Below are 17,719 nucleotides of genomic sequence, written 5' to 3'. Positions count from 1 at the left end.
TTGCGGACGGTCTGGCAAGACCCGGTGAGGATCAGTTCGCCGCGATCAACACCGTGCTTTCAGGCGACCAGCGCAGCACGACATCCTGACCTTCTGCCAGCCGTTCCATGCCGGTATTCTGCACAATCACTTTCAACGTCTGACCAGCACGCTCGACGAAATAGGTGCTGTTGCTGCCGGCGAAGATGCGCTTGGAAACCTGTCCCTTGAGCATGTTGGCGTTGCCATCCGGTGTTCCGGCATCCCTGGCGATGCGGATGCGTTCGGGCCGCACGGCACAGCTCGCCTTGGCGCCGGCGGCAAGCTTGGCACCCACACCAGCGGCAATCGCCGTTCCGTCCGCAAGCCTGATGCCATCGCCCGTGCTGTCGCCGCGAAAAATGTTGGCGTCGCCGAGGAAGGTGGCGGCGAATTCGCTCTTCGGCCTGTTATAGATCTCCTCCGGCGGCCCCTCCTGCACCAGCCTGCCGTCGCGCAATATGCCGATGCGGTCGCTCATCGTCAGCGCTTCTTCCTGGTCGTGCGTGACGAAGATGGTGGTGATGCCGATCTCGCGCTGGATGCGCTTGAGCTCGATCTGCATATCGACGCGCAGCGCCTTGTCGAGCGCGCCGAGCGGCTCGTCGAGCAGCAGCACGCGCGGCTTGGTGACGATAGCGCGGGCGAGAGCCACACGCTGCCGCTGCCCGCCGGAGAGTTGGTGCGGCCGGCGGCCACCAAGCTTGCCGAGCTGCACCAGATCGAGCGCGCGCTGCACCTCCGTTGCAATCACCGCCTTGGCCTCGCCGCGCACCGACAGGCCGAAGGCGACATTGTCGGCGACGCTCATATTGGGAAACAGCGCATAGTTCTGGAACACCATGCCGATGCGCCGCTTTTCGACCGGCACCCGCTCGACGCTCTCGCCGCCGATGGTGATGCGGCCCGAATCGGGAAAATCGAAACCGGCAATCTGGCGCAGCAGCGTGGTCTTGCCGCTGCCCGACGGCCCCAGCAGCGCATAGAACCCGCCATCGGCGAAATCGATGGAGACATTGTCCAGCGCCTTGTGTGCGCCGAAACTGCGCGAGACATCAGATACCTGCACGCCGGCCATTATTTCTCTCCGCCGAATTTGAAGAACCGCGCCGTGAGCAGCATCAGCGCCATCGACACGACAATGATGATCGTCGAGACCGCATTGATCTCGGGCGTGAATCCTTTGCGGATCGCGGCGTAGATTTCCACCGGCAGCGTCGTCTGCCCAGGCGTCGCCAGGAAATAGGACACCACGAACTGGTCGAACGACACTGCAAACGCAAACAGCCCTCCGGCAATGACGCCTGGCATGATCCAAGGCAGCGTGACGCGCCTCGTTATCTGCCACTGGTTGGCGCCGAGCGAGCGTGCCGCCTCTTCCAGCTCCGGCGCGAAGGTCTGCAGCCGGGCCGAGACGACGACGATGACATAGGGCAGCGCCAGTGCGACATGGCCAAGCAGGATCGCATGCAGCCCGCGACCGATGCCGACGCCGAAAAAGAAGATCAGCATCGCCGTGCCGGTGATCAGCCACGGAATGGCGATCGGCGGAAACAACAGCGCCTGCAGGAATTTCTTGCCGCGAAACTCATAGCGATAGAGCGCCAGCGATGCCGCCGAGCCGAGCACGACACAGATGACGGTGGTGATGACGGCGATCTCGACGCTGTTCCAGGTGGCGGCGATCAGCTGGTCGTTCTGCCACAGCGAAGCGTACCATTCGGTCGTCCATTCGAACGGCAATTGGTAGAAGGGCGAGACGTTGAACGACATCAGCGCCATGATGATGATCGGCAGATAGAGGAAGGCGAGCAGCAGACCGATGTAGAAGCGGCCAAGCCATTCGAGGACACGGGTCGTCGCCATCACGCGGCCCTCCGCAGCACCGGCGACGCCACCGACAGGATGACCAGCACCACGGCCAGCAGGATGAAGGAAAGCGCGGCACCGAGCGGCCAGTTGAACACGGCGACGAACTGGTCCTCGATGACCGTGCCGTAGAAGGTGCCGGTGCGACCGCCGAGGATGCGCGGCTCCATGAACGAGCCGACGACGGGGACGAAGATCAGGGCCGCACCCGCGACCAATCCGGGCATCGACAGCGGGATGATCACCCGCTTCAGCACCTGTAGCCGTGAAGCGCCAAGCGAACGCCCGGCCTCAATCAGGGAGTCATCGATCGCCTGCAGCGTGAGATAGCAGGTCAGCACCATGTAAGGCACGTAGGAATGCACCAGCCCGATGATGACGGCTGGATAGGAATACATCAGGTCGATGTTGATCTTGAACGGCAGCACGGCGTTGAGCGCGGTGTCGAGAATGCCGCCCTCGCGCAAAACCATCGCCCAGGAAAAGATGCGCACCAGCCCGTTCGACCAGAACGGCAAGATGACGAGCAGGAAGATCGCCTCGCGGCTGCGCCCCTTCAGCACTTTGGCGAGCACGTAAGCGGCGGGATAGCCGATGACGACGCACCACAGCGTCACTTCGAGGCCAAGCCGCAGCGAGGCCAGCAGCAGTGTCAGATAGAGGCTTTGCGAGAAGAAGGTGGCATAGTTGCCAAGGGTGAATGTCCACGGCTTTCCCGACAGCGGCAGCTCGGTCATGAACGAGAAAAAGACCATGGCCGAGAGCGGCAGGAAGATCGCCACCGTCAGCCAGAGATAGGCTGGCGCCAGCAGCGGCAATGCCGATCTCAGCCCGCTTCGCGACGCTGTCGCTGCTGCCATGATACCCTCCCCCAGGATTGAAACGCCAGCCGGCGCGAACCGCCGGCTGGCCGGGATGTCGGCTCTATTTCACGTCGACCTTCAACTGCTGCCACAGCGCCAGATAGGCTTCGCGCTGGGCATCGGTGATCGGCGCCTGGAACTGGATGCGTTTGGCCACCTCGGGGTCGCCCATGACCTTGCGGTTGAAGGCATCCTCGGGCAGCGCTTCCACCGCCTTGGTGTTGGCGGAGACAGGAGCACCGACCTTGGTGACCCATTCGACGTAGAATTTCGGGTCGATCATGTAGTTGATGAAAGCCTCGGCGCCGGCGACGTTCTTGGCGCCGACCGGAATGGAAAACGCGTCGAGCCAGGCGACGGCACCCTCCTGCGGCACGACCAGAGAGACCGGCAATTTGAAATGCGTCTTGGCGCGATCGGCCGAGCCGCTCCAGTAGGTGCCGATGTCGATCTGGTTGGAGGCGACCATCTGGTTCCAGTCGTTCTCCGAACTCCAGAAGGTCTTGATCTGCGGCATCAGCGAGGTGAGCTTCGCCTTGACCGCATCCATATCCTTGATGTCGTTGATGTTCTGGCCCGTTGCGATGGCGCCGAACTGCACCGCTTCGACGGCATCGTCGCGAATGACGACGCGGCCCTTGTGGGCGGCATCCCACATCTCGGCGATGCTCGTCGGCGGCTTGTCGAAGGATTTGTCGTTGATGGCGAGCGCGGTGAGGCCCCACACCCACGGCACGCCATAGACCTTGCCGTCATGGACGAGCATCGGCGATCCCGCCTTGTCCTTGCTGATGTCGGCGTAGTTCGGCAATTTGGAGACGTCGATCGGCTGGATCAGTTTGCCGTCCATCGCCTGGTCGTTGAAGGCGGCATTGATCATGACCACGTCGTAGAGACCGGGATTGGTCCGGATCTTGGTCAGCATTTCCTGTTCGGAATTGAAGAAGTCGTTGACGACCTTGTTGCCGGTCGCTTTTTCGAAAGCCTCCACCGCCCATGGTTCGTCGGCGCCGTATCCCTTCCAGTTGAGCACATGCACTTCGTCAGCCTTGGCGGCGAACGCGAGTGCGGAGGTAAAGACGGCAGTCGCCGTCAGCAGAGCAGTCAAGTCAGGCATGCGCATGGTTGGTTCCTCTCTGTGGGTTTGCCCGGTTCCCGGGCTTGTCAGGCTTTCCAGCTGTTATGCATTGGCCTTCTGTGTCCGGCCTGCTCCCGACGGATCGGCGGCATGGCTCAGGAATGTCTGGATTTGGTGGTCGGTCGGCGCCGACGAGCCGCCATGGCGGGTGACCGATATGGCCGCTGCCGCATTGGCATAGCGCGCTGCCTCGAAGGGCGGGATGCCGCGCGCCAGCGCGCTGACGAAAGCACCGATATGGGTGTCGCCAGCGCCATTGGTGTCGATGGCGGTGACCTTGAAGCCGGCAACGGTCTGCGCCGTGCCGTCGGCCAACCTGATATGGCAACCCTTTGCCCCGGAGCGGATGACCACGCCCGCTGCCTTCGGGCAGTGGTCGCCCAGCAGCCGTACCGCGAGGCCCTCGACATCGCCTGGGCCGGCAATCTCGGCGGCTTCCGTCGTGTTGCAGCTCAGCCATGTGGTGCGGGCAAGCACCCGCGACAGGATGGGACGCGGAATGTCCGTGATGACCGGCGTCGGGTCGAAGACGAAGGGAATACCTGCCGGCAGCGCCTCGATCCAATCAGTGAGCGCATCGCGACTCTTGGGGTAGCTCAGCGTGTAGCCGGAGGTGAACACCCAGTCACCCGGTGCCACCGCGACCGGCGCCATCATGTCGAGGCTGAGAACGCTCTCCGCACCAGGCCACGACACGAAGGTGCGTTCGGCGTCGCTCGAAATCATGGCGACGCAGTTGCCGCTGTCCATCACGGGCGATGGCGGCGTCAGTGTCTCGATACCCTCGGCTATGAACGCAGCGCGCAGGAAATCGCCATTGGGCCCGCTGCCGAGTTGGCCGCCGAACACCACCTGCATGCCGGTGCGGCTGGCCGCCACCATCATGTTGAAGCCGCCGCCGGCGACCTGGGCAAAGCTCGATGCCGTCTTTTCCATGCCGGGCGCCGGCAGGGCGTCGATGCGGTAGACATAGTCGACCACGGCACTGCCGACATGGACGAGACGGCCGCTCATTCCGCCGCGTCCTTGCCGGAACCGATTTTCGCCATCCTTGCTGCCACGAGATCGGCGGCGAGCGCGCGAACCTCCGACATGTCGAGGCCGACAAGCCGGGCGATATGCTGTTGCGGCAATCGGGAAAAACCGCTGCAGGCGCCGGCCATGCCGGCAGCGATGGCGCCGATCGTATCGGTGTCGCCGCCGAGATTGGCGCTGATGACGGCTGCTTGCCATGGGTCGCCACGCGCGACTTCCAGCACGGCGAAGGCCGCCGGAACGGATTCCTGGCTGGCGACGCCGGTGCCAACCAGATCGGTGATCAGCCGGATCGCATCCCTGATCGCCTTGCCGTGTACGATGTCTTGCGCCCAGACGATGCGCGCGGCGATGTCGCCGCCGGTCACCCAATGTCCGAGTGTCGCCCCTCGCCTCGCCGCCGCGACCGCGCTGGCGGAAGCGTCGCGCCAGCCACCGCCGGCGACGCCGCGGCTGACGGCTGCCGCAACGGCAGCGGCGGAGGCGATGGCAATCGAGGTGTTGTGCGTGGCCCGGCAGGTCTCAGCCACCTTGCCGACGAACCCTTCCAACGGTTCGAGCGGCATCATGATGCCGACCGGCGCGATACGCATCGCCGCACCATTGGTGTCGCCGCTGCGCCCCGCTTCCTCAGCCGGCACACCATTGTTGATGGCGTCGATGGCGCGTTTGGTCGATGGCCCCAAAAGGTCATAGCTGCCACGCGCCTTCACCTCACGTTCCCAGTCGAGCAGCGCATTGACCCAGCGCGCATGGTCGAAACGCTCGCCGGATTCGACCAGGATACGGCCGAGCAGCAACGCCTGCTCGGTATCGTCGGTGATGGTGCCGGCGGCCAGTCCCTTCGACACCGGATGATCCGGGAAAGGCTCGATGAAATCCTCGACATGGCCGTAGAGTTCGGCAATGCGAACCGGCGACAAAAGCTGCGTCGGCATGCCGAGCGCATCGCCCAGCGCTCCGCCGACAAGCGCCCCCATGGCGCGATCAATAGCCTTGCTGGTCGCATCCGACATCGCTCAGAACCTCATATGCAGCGCAAAATGCGCCGGATTGAGCAGGCTGGTGACGTACTCGATCGGCCGGTCGTCGGCGGCGCGCGTCAGCCGGCGGCCACGCAGGAAAGGCGTGCCTTGCGGGCAGCCGAGGATGGCCGCATCCTCGGCATTGAGCATCTCGATCTCGACCCATTCCTCGCCATGGTCGGGAATGAGGCCGGCGACGCGCAGCGTCTGGTGCAGCGAGCCCTCGCGCAATCCGCGCAACGGTACGTCCTCGAGCTCGGAGGACAATGGCAACCGGCTGCGCTCGATGGAGATCGCATGGCCGTCGCTGGCGTTGGTGCGCACCCGGTCGACGGCGATGAAGAACGGGCTTTCGATACCAAGCAGCGCAGCCAGATCGGGGTCTTCGATGACCTCCAGCCGCAGCGTCCGCGTCTCGGCATTGGCGCCGGCATCGGCCAGCGCGCGCGACCAGCCGATCGAGTCGTCGACCGGCTTGCCGTCGAAGGTGACGAACGAGCCGATACCAACCTTGGTCGTGATCAGCCCGCGGCTGGACAGTTCCTCGAGGCCTTTGCGGACCGTATTGCGGCTCACGGAGAAGCGCTGGACGAGTTCGTTCTCGCTTTGAAGGCGGTCGCCGAAACCGAGGACGCCGGAACGGATCTCATGTTCGAGGACGGTGGCGATCTGCTCGGGCTTGCCCGTACCGGGAGACAGTTGAACCGCGCGCCGCTTCATAAGGGTACCTGTTCAATGAACCTGTATAATCCTGTTCAATACCGAGGCCCGGATGCTATGTCAACAGATGCCGAAGACTGACCAACAGGCAGCGAAATGTGCGGGATAACCGTGCAGGGCGTGCCGAGAGGCAGGTCAATAGCCCTGAAAAGCCGGTCGGCGATCGCCAAAAAGAGGCATACATCAAGGGGATGGAGCCAGATCCTGATTCAATTTCACCAGGGGCAGGCTACGGGATCGACACCTCACGCGGTTCGACGAGGATGTCCGCCTCGATAGCGGCGTTGATGAACGCCGCTCTTGCCGCCGAGACTTCTTTCTTTCCCTCGAGCACGGCCAGACAGGCCTTGCGGGCAACCATATGCTTTTGCCCGGTCGCAACCGGCCAGCGGTTCAGCAGGATGTCGGCAGCCTGAGCGACCCGCTCCACGTTGAAGATCGAGTTTCGCGATCGGCCGAGCGCAATCCTGACCGGCTCATCGAAACGCTGATCTTGCACGATGCCACTCCCCAAAGTCGGCATTCATCGATTCGCGGCCTTCAACCCCGAGCAATGTGATAGGTTCTGCGCCAAAGGTGCAAGATGTCCGATTCCAGTGGCCAGAAAAATCCCAGGCTGATCGTCGTGGTCGCGTTCGATCGCGGTGAGGATGGCGAGTTGTTCCCAGCCTTTGGACCCGCCGACCAGCAGAGCGAGGATCGCGCCATACGCACCGCCAGGGCTCTGACGGCAAAGCATTCCGGCGTCATCGCCTGGAGCCGTGAGGCCGATCCGACGCTGGGCGAATATGGTCCGCCGAACACGCTCTTCGTCAGCGGTGACGTGCCTGACATGGAGTAGTCGACTGGCGCCAGCATCTGAACGCCTCGCCCATAGGGTTTGATGCGAGCCGGTTTTGCCTCGCCAGCAAGCAAAAGCCCGCTACGGTGAACCGGAGCGGGCCTTGGAGGAGGACAAGGGGTGGGACCCTCTCCTCTTGTTTCCACGGGGGGGGTGTGGACCGCAATGACCATACGAAAGTTTTGCAGAGTGCAGGATCACAAGCCGGCTTGCCTGCATCACAATCCGGTGCACGCCGACATTGGGGCGCTCACGAGATTGCGATCAGTTGGCGATAACTCGGCTAGATGCGCCCGAGTACGACAAGCACGATGACAATGAGCAGCACGAGCCCAAGGCCGCCGCCATAGGAGCCGGCGCCGTAGGATTGAACGTCGCAGCTGCGATGTTCAAAAGACGAGCGCTCCAAAGGCCTACCGTTCCGCGATTGTGGCGGGCATCGCGCGCGGAAGAAGTCTCGCCAGCAACAGAAACGGCCATCCTGGTGACGGCAACCAGAATTTAATTCCGGCACGCCTGTGGACCGCAGAAAGCCCACCAGTGTGGCGGGCTTTCCGATCGGCCGGAGATGGCGAGAAGCCGATTGCAGAAGCAATTACGCGAGGTAGTGAGTTTCAGCTTCACAGAGAGAATACTGAAATTGAAGTGTGGTATATATACCTCAAAATTTCTGAAATAATAAAGTTGTAATATTAGTTTGCACAAACAATGCGCAGGTCTATTGACGATCAACGTTGCCAGGTGATTGCAGACCGAACGATTCTGCGCGCCGGGGCGCTGTCAAACGACGCCGTAGAACAGCCTGTAGTGGACGCGCTTCATATAGTCCCGGTACTCCGGCGTGGCGGCCAGCAGCGCCTCTTCGCGCAGGATGCGGTGCACCTGGAAGAAGGTGATCACCGCGTAGACGGCTAGATTGTAGAAGGAAAAGGCCGATAGCAGGAACAGGACATGGCCGGCAAGATAGCCGGCATAGATCGGATGCCGCACCAGACGGTAGGCACCGCCCGTCATCACGCCGCGATTGCCCGGCAGAATGGCGAAAGAACGCCCCAGCGATATCTTTCCCCAGATCACGAACCCCAACGCCAGGGCCTGCAGCGGCGCCGCAACATGGACCGGGATGAACGCCACGCCCGGCTCCAGGTCGATGAAACCGACACCGAAGCTGGCGATCACGGAGACAACCACCGTGAGCGGGTTCCAGTCGCGAACCTTCGGCCGACGCGACAGAAGCAGCCAGGTAAAGGTCAGGATCTCGGAAATCGCCACCAGCGCCACATTGATGCGCGTCGGGTCGAGCATCAGGTGATACACGCCGCGGTAGACGAACATGCCCGCGAAGGCCAGCGCGCAGATCCGAAAGAAACCTTCGCGCAAATCCACCAGGATCTCACGCTTTCGGGCTGCGGACAGAATCGTGCCGTCACTGACGTGCGAAAGCGCCTCGCTTTTTGATATGAGCAATGCAGACACCCCAATGATCCCTCAGGGCGACCTTTGCACGCAACCATTGCCGGGCAGTTAATCAACAAGATCAGATCGGTCTTAAACTGGCTGTCGGGGAGCCAGGGCGCCACTTCCAGACGACCTGCTCCACGCGGTCGCCCAGAAAGACTGGCGACCCATGTCATTTGGTTTTGCCAGACTAGCTCAGATAGTCGTTGCGGAAATAGCTCCCGAAATCCGGGCGTCGAGCAACCAGCTTGCCGTCGGAATCGCGCAAAATGCCGGAGGCGAAGAGATAGTCGCCAATCGCTTCCATCTTGGCCGGATCCATCGTCCCGATGGCCCCGCTTTGGCTGCGTAGATAATGGCCGTCGATCAATGCCTTCAGCGAGGCGTGGATCAGCGCCGGATTGGTCAAGGCATCCTTGTTTGCAGCGATCAGCAGGGTTGCCGCATCGTCGGGGTGGTCGACAGCGAACTGGTAGCCGCGTCGCGTCGCCTGAACGAAGTCGGCCGCAGGCTTGGGATTGGCCTGGAGATAGGCTTCGCTCGAAGAGATCAGCGTCGTGTGCTCGTCAGGCACGCCATAATCGGCATAGACGAAGCTGCGCTGCTTGACGCCCCTGAGCTCGGCTTCGACACCCTCCCAGGTCGAGACTTCGAGCGTGAAATCGACCGACCCATTGGCCAGCGCCTCATAGGCTGAGGTGCCGAGCGTCACCGTCTCGAAATTGCCCTTGCCGCCGTCGTGGCGGATGATGGTCGATATCAGCGCGTTTTCCCAGGCACTGCCGAAGCCGCCATAGATCAAGCCGTCGAGGCTTCTTGGGCTTTTGATCTCGTTGCGTGCCGCATTGAAGACCACGCGGCCTGTTTCGGATTGCACCACCGCATAGACGCCCTTCAGATCCGCCCCGGCGGTTCTCTGGGTGAACAGGCTGATGGTGCCGTTGATGCCGAAATCGGCGACGCGGTTTGCGACCAGCGTGCCCGCACCGGTATCGCTGTAGGGCAGGATGTCGACCTCGAGCCCGGCTTCGCGATAAAACCCTTTGTCGCGGGCGACGAACAGTCCGATGTGGTTGGTATTGCCCGTCCAGTCGAGGGCGACGGTGACCTTTTGTGCCGCCGATTGTGCTCGAGCCCGACCCGTCCCGGCAATCAAGGGAAGGCCGGTGGCAAGGGTCAGCAACAAGGCCTGCCGACGCGTCAAGTCAGTCATGATCGTGTCCTTTGGATGGATTGGGGTTGAGGATGATGTCGAGGATTTCGGCCTCGAGCGCGCTTGCCTGGCGCGCGGCATCGCCGCCAAGGCTGCGCGGGCGCGGCAACGGCACCCTGATTTCACGCACAATGCGGGCCGGGCGCGCCGACAGCACATAGATGCGGTCGGACAGGAACACGGCTTCGCGCACGTCATGGGTGATCAAGAGCGCCGTCCAGCGATGATGCCGCCACATCTGTTCGAGCCAGCGCTGCATGGCGGTGCGGGTCAGCGCATCGAGCGCGCCGAACGGCTCGTCGAGCAGGAGCATGTCGCGCTCCTGCACCACGGTGCGCAGCAAGGCCGCGCGCTGGCGCATGCCGCCGGACAGCTGCGCGGGAAAATGCTGCTCGAAGCCGGCAAGCCCGAATTCGGCAAACAACGGCGCAACGCGCGCCCGCGCCGCCTGTCTCCTCATACCTTGCACTTCGAGCCCGAGCGTCGTGTTGTCGAGGATGCGCCGCCATGGCATCAGCGCGTCGCGCTGCGGCATGAAGGCGAAGTGCCTGCCGTGGTCGTCGAGCCGCGCGCCGTCGAACAACATCTCGCCCTCGCCATGCTCGGCGCCGGTCAGAAGCTGGAACAGCGTCGACTTGCCGGCACCCGAGGGTCCAAGGATCGAGACGAACTCACCAGCGCCGACGCTGAGCGAAATATCGGCCAGCACGTCGAGCCCACCGAACGCCTTGTGCACATGCCGCAGTTCGAGCCGGCTCATCGCCAGGCCCCCTTCCCGGCAGTTTCCCTGCCGGCTCGCTCCCAGGGCATGGCAAGGCGCTGCAGCAACACGGTCAACCCGAACAGGACAAGGGTCACCGCCGCGCTGACACCGACGGCGGCAAGAACCAGATCAGGACGGAAATTGTTTTTGGCGTTGAGCATGTAGATGCCCAGTCCCTTTGCGGCACCGGCATACTCGGCGAAGATGGCGCCGACCACCGCATAGGTGATGGAGATCCTCAACCCGGCAAAGAAGTAAGGCAGCGCCGAAGGCAGCCGCGCGAGCAGGAAGATGCGCCAGCGCCCTGCCCCCATGGCGCGCAGCATTTGCCCGATCTCGGCCTCGGTCGCCTCATAGCCTTCGACCAATGCAACCAGCATCGGAAAGAAGGTGACCAGAGCCACCAGCATGATCTTGGGCGCCAGCCCGAAGCCGAACCACAGCACCACAAGCGGCGCGATCGCCACCAGCGGCAAGGTCTGGCTAACGATGAAGACGGGAAACAACGCACGCCGCAGCAGCTGGAAGAAGTCGACCAGCATCGACAGCACGAAGGCGGCGCTGAGCGAACAGGCAAAGCCAAGAAGCGTGGCACGGATGGTCGGAACGGCATTGTCGGCCAGCGCCTCGCGATTGAGCATCGCTTGCTCGAAGACGCGTGACGGCGCCGGCAGTATCGTGGCCCTGATGCCGGAATAGGCGGCATAAAGCTCCCACGCCATCAGGAGCAAACCGGCCGAGATCATGGCCGGCATTGCCTTGACGAGAAAGCTCGCGATCGGGCGCGAAGCGACTGATGATGAGACCACGGGAGATAACCTTTGACGGCCGCGAGAGCGGCGCGGCTTCAGACGGCCGACGGGCTGTTGGCCGAGACCGTGACGTCGAGGGTTACGTGGCCAGCGCCCGGTCCGAAACGGCAGAAAGCCTCGTCCAGCGCCGAAAAGATCGCACCGGCGTCACCGCGCAGTTTCGTGCAGAAATGCTTGGAGCGCTCATAGACGCCGGACTGCTTGAGAAAGTCTATGCAGCCGTAGATCTCGTCCATGTGGTCGTCTGTGCCCATCACATAGAGCGAGAACTGCGCCGCCGCCGGCTGGCCGGTGGCAGCAGCATTGCGCACCGCCGCGATGGCCGCGTCCTTGCGCGGGCCGAGTGGACCGACGGGCCCGCCAAACGCATCGGAGCGGCAGATCGGATCGTCCGGCTCGCCAGGGCAGCCGCGCGAGATGGTGGCCGACAACACGCAATGTTTGCCGCTGCGTGCCGCCGCCACGAAGAGGTCGCGCATGGCAGGAAACAGCACTTCGGGTTGCCCGACCAGCAAGGTCGAGATGTCGTCGGTCTCGATCCTGAGTTTGTCGCGCCAGGGATCGAGCGCACCGAGCGCGCCAAGGATGACACCGACGAAATCGTCGGTCATGGGATATAGGGAAATCTGTGCGCCTGAAAACATCGCCCGCCTCGCTCCGCTGGTATTACCCAGATCAGCTTCTAGGGTCTGTGGGCTTGCCGCCCCCGTCTCAGCCCCGGCCGTACGGAGCACCCCTGTGGATGTGCGCCTTAAAGCATCATTCGAGTTGAAGGAAAAGCCGTTTTTTTATCGCACTGCGCCAAAAGCATTGCGCCAGGGCGGGCGCGGTTGGCTCTGCCGGCGCGAGAATTTATCGGGAACCTTCACCAGGCCGCGAGGTTGTCCCACCAGTCGCTACGCGACGAGTTCACAGACAATGGAGACAAACCATGTTCATGAAAATCCTCGCAGCTTCGGCGCTCACCATTGGCCTGGCGACATCGGCCATGGCGCAGAGCAATGGCACAAGCGGCACCGACGGATCCGGCGGCAGCGGCAAGTCGGTCACCGTCGACCCAAATACGCCGGCTTCGCCGAACACGGTAGACCCCGGCACGACCAACAGTACGACGGTAGCACCGGGCACCACGAATTCAAACGCGGATGAAAATTGCCCTGCCCATCCGCAGGGCGCACAGCCCGATGCCAGTGGTACATCGCCGGGCACCACCGCGCCGACAGTTAACGACAACCATTGCGGCAAGTAGGAATTGCAATGAAAAGAAGCCGCGGAGCGAGCGCTCCGCGGCTTCTCAAATCCTGTCGTATCAGTGTATCTACGGCACCGCTTTTTCCCGAACCGGCAGCTTCCACCCCGGCCTGACGAAGTGGCAGGTGTATCCGTTGGGATATTTCTCCAGATAGTCCTGATGCTCGGGCTCGGCTTCCCAGAAGGGGCCAACGGGTGCGACTTCAGTGACGACCTTGCCCGGCCACAGGCCCGAGGCATCGACATCGGCGATCGTGTCCTCGGCGATGCGCTTCTGTTCGTCGCTGGTGTAGTAGATAGCCGAGCGATAGCTCATCCCGACATCGTTGCCCTGACGGTTGCGGGTCGTCGGATCGTGGATCTGGAAGAAGCGTTCCAGCAGCGTGCGATAGCTTATGATGGCTGGATCGAAATTGATCTCGATGGCTTCGGCATGGCTGCCGTGGTCGCGGTAGGTGGCGTTGGGCACGTCGCCGCCGCTGTAGCCAACACGGGTGGAAATGACGCCGGGATAGCGCCGTATCAAATCCTGCATACCCCAGAAGCAGCCACCGGCAAGGACTGCGCGTTCGGTCGAAGTCGCCATATCACGTCTCCTCAAAGGCAAGTTTGTCTGGACATAGATGGGCATTGTCACCTGCTTCGTCCAGCGGACCGGCGGATCTGCTTCAGTTGCTCGGTCGGGCGAGGCCGTCGATAGCACCCGGCAACTGCCGCGCGCCAGGCGGAATGGCGGCGAAGCTGATCGCCACCGGCGGCGCCTTGAGCGACCAGTCGAAAAGAACGGTTTTGACCGGGATGTCGCCCACCCACGCCTGCAGATAAGATGGCACATCGCGCCCGGGCCAGACCAGCAATATGCCATGCTCGCGCAGCCGCTCCTTGGTGATCCAGGGGGCGTACTGCATGTTCAGTTCGGTGAAGATCGACGGCTTGTCATAGGCATTGAGGCCTGCCAGCGGCGCAATAAGGGCATGGCCGCCGACGATGTCGAGCCGATCGGGCGTCGCAGCGTGCCAGACAGCCTCTGCCTCATCCGAGATCTTTTGCGCCGGCCAGCAGACGGCGTCCATGCGCCCACGCAGATTGCATTTCGTCCAGCGGATGCCCGCATAGGCACCGGATATGCCGACAATGGAGATGAGCGCGCAGATCGCCAGCTTTCGCATCTCGATGGCGCCGAGGCGATGGCCCAGCAAGGCGAGCGCCACAACGCCAGCAAGATTGTACATCGGCGCGCCCCAGGCCTCGCCGGCGCCGGTGAACAGGGACGCCACCATGACGAGGATCGCCGGGCCAACCCCCATCCACAAGAGATAGACCAGCGTGCCGCGCCCGACGGGCTTTTGCGGCGCGGGCGAGCGCCGCAGCAGCCCTGATATCGCCAGCACCAGAAGAAAGCCGCAGAGCCCAGCCATCTGGACGCCGATATAATAAAAGCGGGAGCGATGAGCCACCACCCACTGATCGCGCCAGCCGGCATAGGTCAGCGGCAGGAAATCGACGCGGCAGAGTTCGGCGGCCAGTGGAGCGGCGACAGCGCCGAAAACCGCGAGCCCGAGCCATGGCCAGGGCGTGGCGAGCCGACTGCGTGCGCGTGTGTCCGACAGCAGCCAGATCGCCCCGAAAAGCAATAATAGGCCGGTGGAAAGCTTGGCATAGAGCCCGACGCCCGACACCAGCCCGAGCGCCAGCCACCAGCCCGGCCCACCACCACGGCCCGCACGCCACAACAGCCAGCAGATAGCGGCCCAGAAGGGCATCTGCGCGTAGTCATGATTGAACTGTGGGGTCGGCCAGCCGAAGAAATAGAGCGACGGCATCAGAAGCACGGCGGCCAGCGCGCGGGTTCGCCCGAGCATGTCGCGGGCCAGCAGATAGACTAGCACGAAAGTGGCCGAGATCGTTAGCTGAGCCACGAGATATTGCGGCCAGCGGAACGATCCGGTCAGAAGATGGCTGATCTCGAGCAGCCAGCCGGGAAGCTGTGGATGCTTGTAGGTCAACAGCACCCATTCGCGGCCCCACATGAAGCCTTCGACGACATCGTTGGGCGGTGACACGTCGACAAGCGCGGGCGCCACGGTCCAGCACAGGATCTGTGTCAGGCATAAAAGCGCTAGGCCGGCTTCTGGATAGCGCGTCAGCCCCTGCCAGATCGACGACTGCCGCCAGTCGCCTGGAACAGAACTGCCGACCGGCAGCCAACCGTTCATGGGTTCGTCGATTCGCGTCATGCGGTGGATAAATCACACCGGACGGTTTTTGGAACAGCCCAGAACTCGAAGCTTACGAAAATGTATACTTGGGTGACCATGGCAAAACCAAGATTGAGGCAGAGTTTCGCGCCACCATGCCGCCTCTCTCATCATCACATGCCAGCAGGACAACAATGGAACACGCCGTCCCGGAGCGCCCTGAACATGCCGGGCACGGCGCATCGGGCGTGATCGCGGCAGGCGTCGCCTACGCCTGACCGGTTCCCGTCCCCAAAAAAGCATCCAGGATTTAATAAATGCGCCACCACCATGCCGTCATCCACTACCGTGCGCTCGATTTCTGAATGGCCCGTGCGGCCGTTCTAGTCATCATCTGCCTGCAGCTTCTGGTCATCAACAATCTCTCATTCGGGCCGCGCTGGCTAGCGCCCGCGCTGGAGGCCGCTCTGCTGCTGCCCTTGTCGGTGGCCACCGCCTGGACACAGGCCGCCACCCGCAAGGCGGTCGAGGACCACGAGTGGCATGCGATCGGCCAATTTCGGGTCATGATCCGCAGAACAGCCCTGACCATGACCGCCATCATCAGCATCATGAACTGCGGTTCGCTGGTCCTGCTGGTGCGTGCCTTGCTGGAGGGCCATGCCGGCAACAGCGGCACGACGCTGCTGATCGACGCACTCAACATCTGGGTCACCAACGTCATCGTCTTTGCCTTGTGGTTCTGGAGCACCGACCGCGGCGGCCCGCCGACCTGCGGCCTCGTCAAGCTTGCGCAGGCCGATTTCCTGTTCGCGCAGATGACGTTGAACGACCGTGACCTCCGAGATTGGCTGCCCGGTTTCGTCGATTATTTCTTCCTCGCCTTCACCAATGCGACAGCGTTTTCACCCACCGATACCTTGCCCCTTTCCCAGCGCGCCAAGCTGCTGATGATGGCCGAGGCCATGATCTCGCTGCTGACCATCGCGCTGGTCGCGGCACGCGCGGTCAACATCCTCGCTTGATCGGCCCGACACGCGAAATAGCCCGCCCGGCGCACCGGAACGGGCTATTTTGGGTTGCCTTCGACAGTTGAAATGCAGCGCCGGACTAATGGCGCTTGCCCAGCCTGTAGCTGTTGCCGCCCAGCAGGTTCACGCCGAGCCCGCTCAGAACGCCACCGACGATGCCGGTCTTGTTGCCGTTCAGAATGCCTGAGACGACATTGCCGCTCAGGATGTTGTTGCCGCTGAGCACGTCGTTCAGCGCGGTGATCTTGCCAAGGTCGATGGACGGCGAAACATTGATCAGGCTGCTCGAATTGGCTCCCCAGCCGCCCGAACCTCCGCACCCACAACCTGCCTCGGCGGCTCCAACGGACGATGCAACTGCAACAGCGGCGAAAATAACAGTGAACTTGTTCATGAAAGCTACTCCCGTTTGATGATGGAGATGGCTTCCGTCTTCTGTGGTCTACCTCTTGCTTAACAATATATGAACACTTCATCCGCTCAAGTCTTTATCTAGTTTCGGTGCTTCAATCAAAAATTAACAATAATCATTATGCATAACCGACATGATTAACTTGCTTATCACAACGGACAATGACGAGACCGGTCAACTCGAATGCCGCTCAGCAATGGCCGATCGGAAATGCAAAAAAGCCCGCCCCGGCGTGAGCCGAAGCGGGCAGCGGTCGGTCCTGGAAATGAGAGCCACGCCGCGCCAGGTCCACCTGTCTCGGTAATTCCGTCAGGCAGCAGCCAACAGACGACACGGTGCCAACAGCTACTCCTCCACCCCCGGTTTGAATCTCCGCACCACAAACTCGAACAGCACGTCCGAAATCCACATCGCACAGACGCCGATCAGGAAGGCGGCCGCCAGCGTGGTGGTGTCGTCGGCGGGATCGGGCATCGACAGGCCGGCGATCCTGGCGTAGGAAACCGCCGGCAGCGTCAGATAAGCTGCCGCAAGCGCACCGCAGATCGGCGAGGCCACCATTTCGCGCAGCTTGTAGCGATGCCGCGACAGCGCGCGCAGAACGCCGCCGGCGAGACCCGCCGCCACGACCGGTCCCTTGATGCCGAGCAGGTCGAAAAGATCGTTCATCATGGCCTCCAGCCGCAAAGTTTCTGGCCCTTTTCGTTGTGAGCCAGGATCGCCGCCACCGACGCGTCGGAAAGGGCCGCCGCCTCTGCCCTTGTCGGTCGGATGGGATGCCCGGCCGCGCAGAACGATCCGCCTGATGTGGTGCAGCCGGCCAGCAGGAGCGAGAGCGCTATGATTTTGACCATCTGGCCAGCCTCCCTCTGTTGTCGTCCGGCGCCCGGCCGGCGACGGCATCGTCGATCTCCTGGGCTTCGGTGCGCGCCGCGGCGTCGGCGGCATCCTGCCTGGCCTTCTGGTTGGCCTTGCCCTTGGCGTAGGCCGTCCAGACACCGGCGAGCGCGGCGCCCATTGCCAGAAGATACGGCCAGGCCTGGCCAAGCAGCGCGAAAGCGAGTGTTCCCAT

22 protein-coding genes and 1 riboswitch are annotated in these 17,719 nt (G+C 62.7%); of the genes, 3 read left to right on the top strand and 19 right to left on the bottom strand.

What is annotated here, in order from left to right; all coding sequences use genetic code 11:
- Positions 1-31 precede the first annotated feature (31 nt).
- The 8 genes from A9K65_RS16290 to A9K65_RS16255 form a co-directional block, all read right to left on the bottom strand.
- Complete coding sequence (locus A9K65_RS16290; RefSeq protein WP_027160724.1) at positions 32-1,096, bottom strand: ABC transporter ATP-binding protein; 1,065 nt, start codon at positions 1,094-1,096, stop codon at positions 32-34.
- Positions 1,096-1,884: an ABC transporter permease gene (locus tag A9K65_RS16285; RefSeq protein ID WP_064993892.1), complete on the bottom strand. Its 789-nt coding sequence runs from the start codon at positions 1,882-1,884 to the stop codon at positions 1,096-1,098. The genes A9K65_RS16290 and A9K65_RS16285 overlap by 1 nt, the downstream gene beginning before the upstream one ends.
- On the bottom strand, positions 1,884-2,747 hold the full coding sequence (locus A9K65_RS16280; RefSeq protein WP_064993893.1) for an ABC transporter permease: 864 nt from the start codon (positions 2,745-2,747) through the stop codon (positions 1,884-1,886). Before A9K65_RS16280 ends, A9K65_RS16285 begins: the two co-directional genes overlap by 1 nt.
- Positions 2,748-2,811: 64 nt before the next feature.
- Positions 2,812-3,873 carry an ABC transporter substrate-binding protein gene (locus A9K65_RS16275; protein WP_013530805.1) on the bottom strand — a complete coding sequence of 354 codons (1,062 nt, stop codon included), beginning with the start codon at positions 3,871-3,873 and terminating at the stop codon, positions 2,812-2,814.
- A 57-nt stretch (positions 3,874-3,930) separates the two neighbouring features.
- A complete protein-coding gene (locus tag A9K65_RS16270) occupies positions 3,931-4,902 on the bottom strand; it encodes a PfkB family carbohydrate kinase (RefSeq protein WP_064993894.1) in 972 nt (323 codons plus the stop codon).
- On the bottom strand, positions 4,899-5,939 hold the full coding sequence (locus A9K65_RS16265) for an ADP-ribosylglycohydrolase family protein (protein WP_064993895.1): 1,041 nt from the start codon (positions 5,937-5,939) through the stop codon (positions 4,899-4,901). Before A9K65_RS16265 ends, A9K65_RS16270 begins: the two co-directional genes overlap by 4 nt.
- Before the next feature lie 3 nt (positions 5,940-5,942).
- The gene (locus A9K65_RS16260; protein WP_013530802.1) at positions 5,943-6,668 is read right to left on the bottom strand and encodes a GntR family transcriptional regulator; all 726 of its coding nucleotides are present in this window, start codon (positions 6,666-6,668) and stop codon (positions 5,943-5,945) included.
- A gap of 229 nt (positions 6,669-6,897) precedes the next feature.
- Positions 6,898-7,167, bottom strand: coding sequence for a DUF982 domain-containing protein (locus tag A9K65_RS16255; RefSeq protein ID WP_013530801.1), 270 nt, complete (start codon positions 7,165-7,167; stop codon positions 6,898-6,900).
- Between the two features lie 84 nt (positions 7,168-7,251).
- On the opposite strand from A9K65_RS16255, the gene A9K65_RS16250 reads away from it, so the two are divergent.
- Positions 7,252-7,509 carry a hypothetical protein gene (locus A9K65_RS16250; protein WP_013530800.1) on the top strand — a complete coding sequence of 86 codons (258 nt, stop codon included), beginning with the start codon at positions 7,252-7,254 and terminating at the stop codon, positions 7,507-7,509.
- A gap of 780 nt (positions 7,510-8,289) precedes the next feature.
- On the opposite strand, the gene A9K65_RS16245 is transcribed toward A9K65_RS16250, so the two are convergent.
- The 5 genes from A9K65_RS16245 to A9K65_RS16225 all read right to left on the bottom strand — a co-directional run bounded on the left by A9K65_RS16245 (position 8,290) and on the right by A9K65_RS16225 (position 12,399).
- A complete protein-coding gene (locus tag A9K65_RS16245; protein ID WP_064993896.1) occupies positions 8,290-8,985 on the bottom strand; it encodes an isoprenylcysteine carboxylmethyltransferase family protein in 696 nt (231 codons plus the stop codon).
- Between the two features lie 172 nt (positions 8,986-9,157).
- On the bottom strand, positions 9,158-10,180 hold the full coding sequence (locus A9K65_RS16240; RefSeq protein WP_064993897.1) for an ABC transporter substrate-binding protein: 1,023 nt from the start codon (positions 10,178-10,180) through the stop codon (positions 9,158-9,160).
- Complete coding sequence (locus A9K65_RS16235) at positions 10,173-10,940, bottom strand: ABC transporter ATP-binding protein (RefSeq protein ID WP_064993898.1); 768 nt, start codon at positions 10,938-10,940, stop codon at positions 10,173-10,175. Before A9K65_RS16235 ends, A9K65_RS16240 begins: the two co-directional genes overlap by 8 nt.
- Positions 10,937-11,698, bottom strand: a complete 762-nt coding sequence (locus A9K65_RS16230; RefSeq protein ID WP_245322118.1) for an ABC transporter permease — start codon at positions 11,696-11,698, stop codon at positions 10,937-10,939. The genes A9K65_RS16235 and A9K65_RS16230 overlap by 4 nt, the downstream gene beginning before the upstream one ends.
- Positions 11,699-11,790: 92 nt before the next feature.
- Positions 11,791-12,399, bottom strand: coding sequence for a YkoF family thiamine/hydroxymethylpyrimidine-binding protein (locus A9K65_RS16225; RefSeq protein ID WP_064994055.1), 609 nt, complete (start codon positions 12,397-12,399; stop codon positions 11,791-11,793).
- A riboswitch (TPP riboswitch) is annotated at positions 12,390-12,503 on the bottom strand. It overlaps the preceding gene by 10 nt.
- Before the next feature lie 183 nt (positions 12,504-12,686).
- Here A9K65_RS16225 and A9K65_RS16220 point away from each other — a divergent pair.
- On the top strand, positions 12,687-13,004 hold the full coding sequence (locus A9K65_RS16220; RefSeq protein ID WP_064993900.1) for a hypothetical protein: 318 nt from the start codon (positions 12,687-12,689) through the stop codon (positions 13,002-13,004).
- A 69-nt stretch (positions 13,005-13,073) separates the two neighbouring features.
- On the opposite strand, the gene msrA is transcribed toward A9K65_RS16220, so the two are convergent.
- Both msrA and A9K65_RS16210 read right to left on the bottom strand, forming a co-directional pair.
- On the bottom strand, positions 13,074-13,592 hold the full coding sequence (gene msrA / locus A9K65_RS16215; protein ID WP_064993901.1) for a peptide-methionine (S)-S-oxide reductase MsrA: 519 nt from the start codon (positions 13,590-13,592) through the stop codon (positions 13,074-13,076).
- Between the two features lie 82 nt (positions 13,593-13,674).
- Entirely contained in the window at positions 13,675-15,222 is a 1,548-nt protein-coding gene (locus tag A9K65_RS16210) for a glycosyltransferase family 39 protein (RefSeq protein ID WP_064994056.1), read from the bottom strand.
- A gap of 347 nt (positions 15,223-15,569) precedes the next feature.
- On the opposite strand from A9K65_RS16210, the gene A9K65_RS16205 reads away from it, so the two are divergent.
- A complete protein-coding gene (locus tag A9K65_RS16205) occupies positions 15,570-16,229 on the top strand; it encodes a hypothetical protein (RefSeq protein ID WP_245322068.1) in 660 nt (219 codons plus the stop codon).
- An 85-nt stretch (positions 16,230-16,314) separates the two neighbouring features.
- Here A9K65_RS16205 and A9K65_RS16200 read toward each other — a convergent pair whose 3' ends face one another.
- The 4 genes from A9K65_RS16200 to A9K65_RS16185 form a co-directional block, all read right to left on the bottom strand.
- The gene (locus A9K65_RS16200) at positions 16,315-16,629 is read right to left on the bottom strand and encodes a hypothetical protein (protein ID WP_064993902.1); all 315 of its coding nucleotides are present in this window, start codon (positions 16,627-16,629) and stop codon (positions 16,315-16,317) included.
- 363 nt (positions 16,630-16,992) lie between these two features.
- Positions 16,993-17,316 carry a hypothetical protein gene (locus A9K65_RS16195; protein WP_064994057.1) on the bottom strand — a complete coding sequence of 108 codons (324 nt, stop codon included), beginning with the start codon at positions 17,314-17,316 and terminating at the stop codon, positions 16,993-16,995.
- Positions 17,316-17,501, bottom strand: a complete 186-nt coding sequence (locus tag A9K65_RS16190) for a hypothetical protein (RefSeq protein WP_013530788.1) — start codon at positions 17,499-17,501, stop codon at positions 17,316-17,318. The genes A9K65_RS16195 and A9K65_RS16190 overlap by 1 nt, the downstream gene beginning before the upstream one ends.
- Positions 17,486-17,719 (bottom strand): phage-related exported protein, encoded by a 234-nt coding sequence (locus tag A9K65_RS16185; RefSeq protein WP_013530787.1) that lies wholly within the window; start codon positions 17,717-17,719, stop codon positions 17,486-17,488. Before A9K65_RS16185 ends, A9K65_RS16190 begins: the two co-directional genes overlap by 16 nt.

Source organism: Mesorhizobium sp. WSM1497, assembly GCF_001672455.2.
GTDB lineage: Bacteria > Pseudomonadota > Alphaproteobacteria > Rhizobiales > Rhizobiaceae > Mesorhizobium > Mesorhizobium ciceri.
The sequence above is the reverse complement of the archived record's forward strand: the minus strand, read 5'-3'. Positions and strand labels throughout refer to the sequence as shown.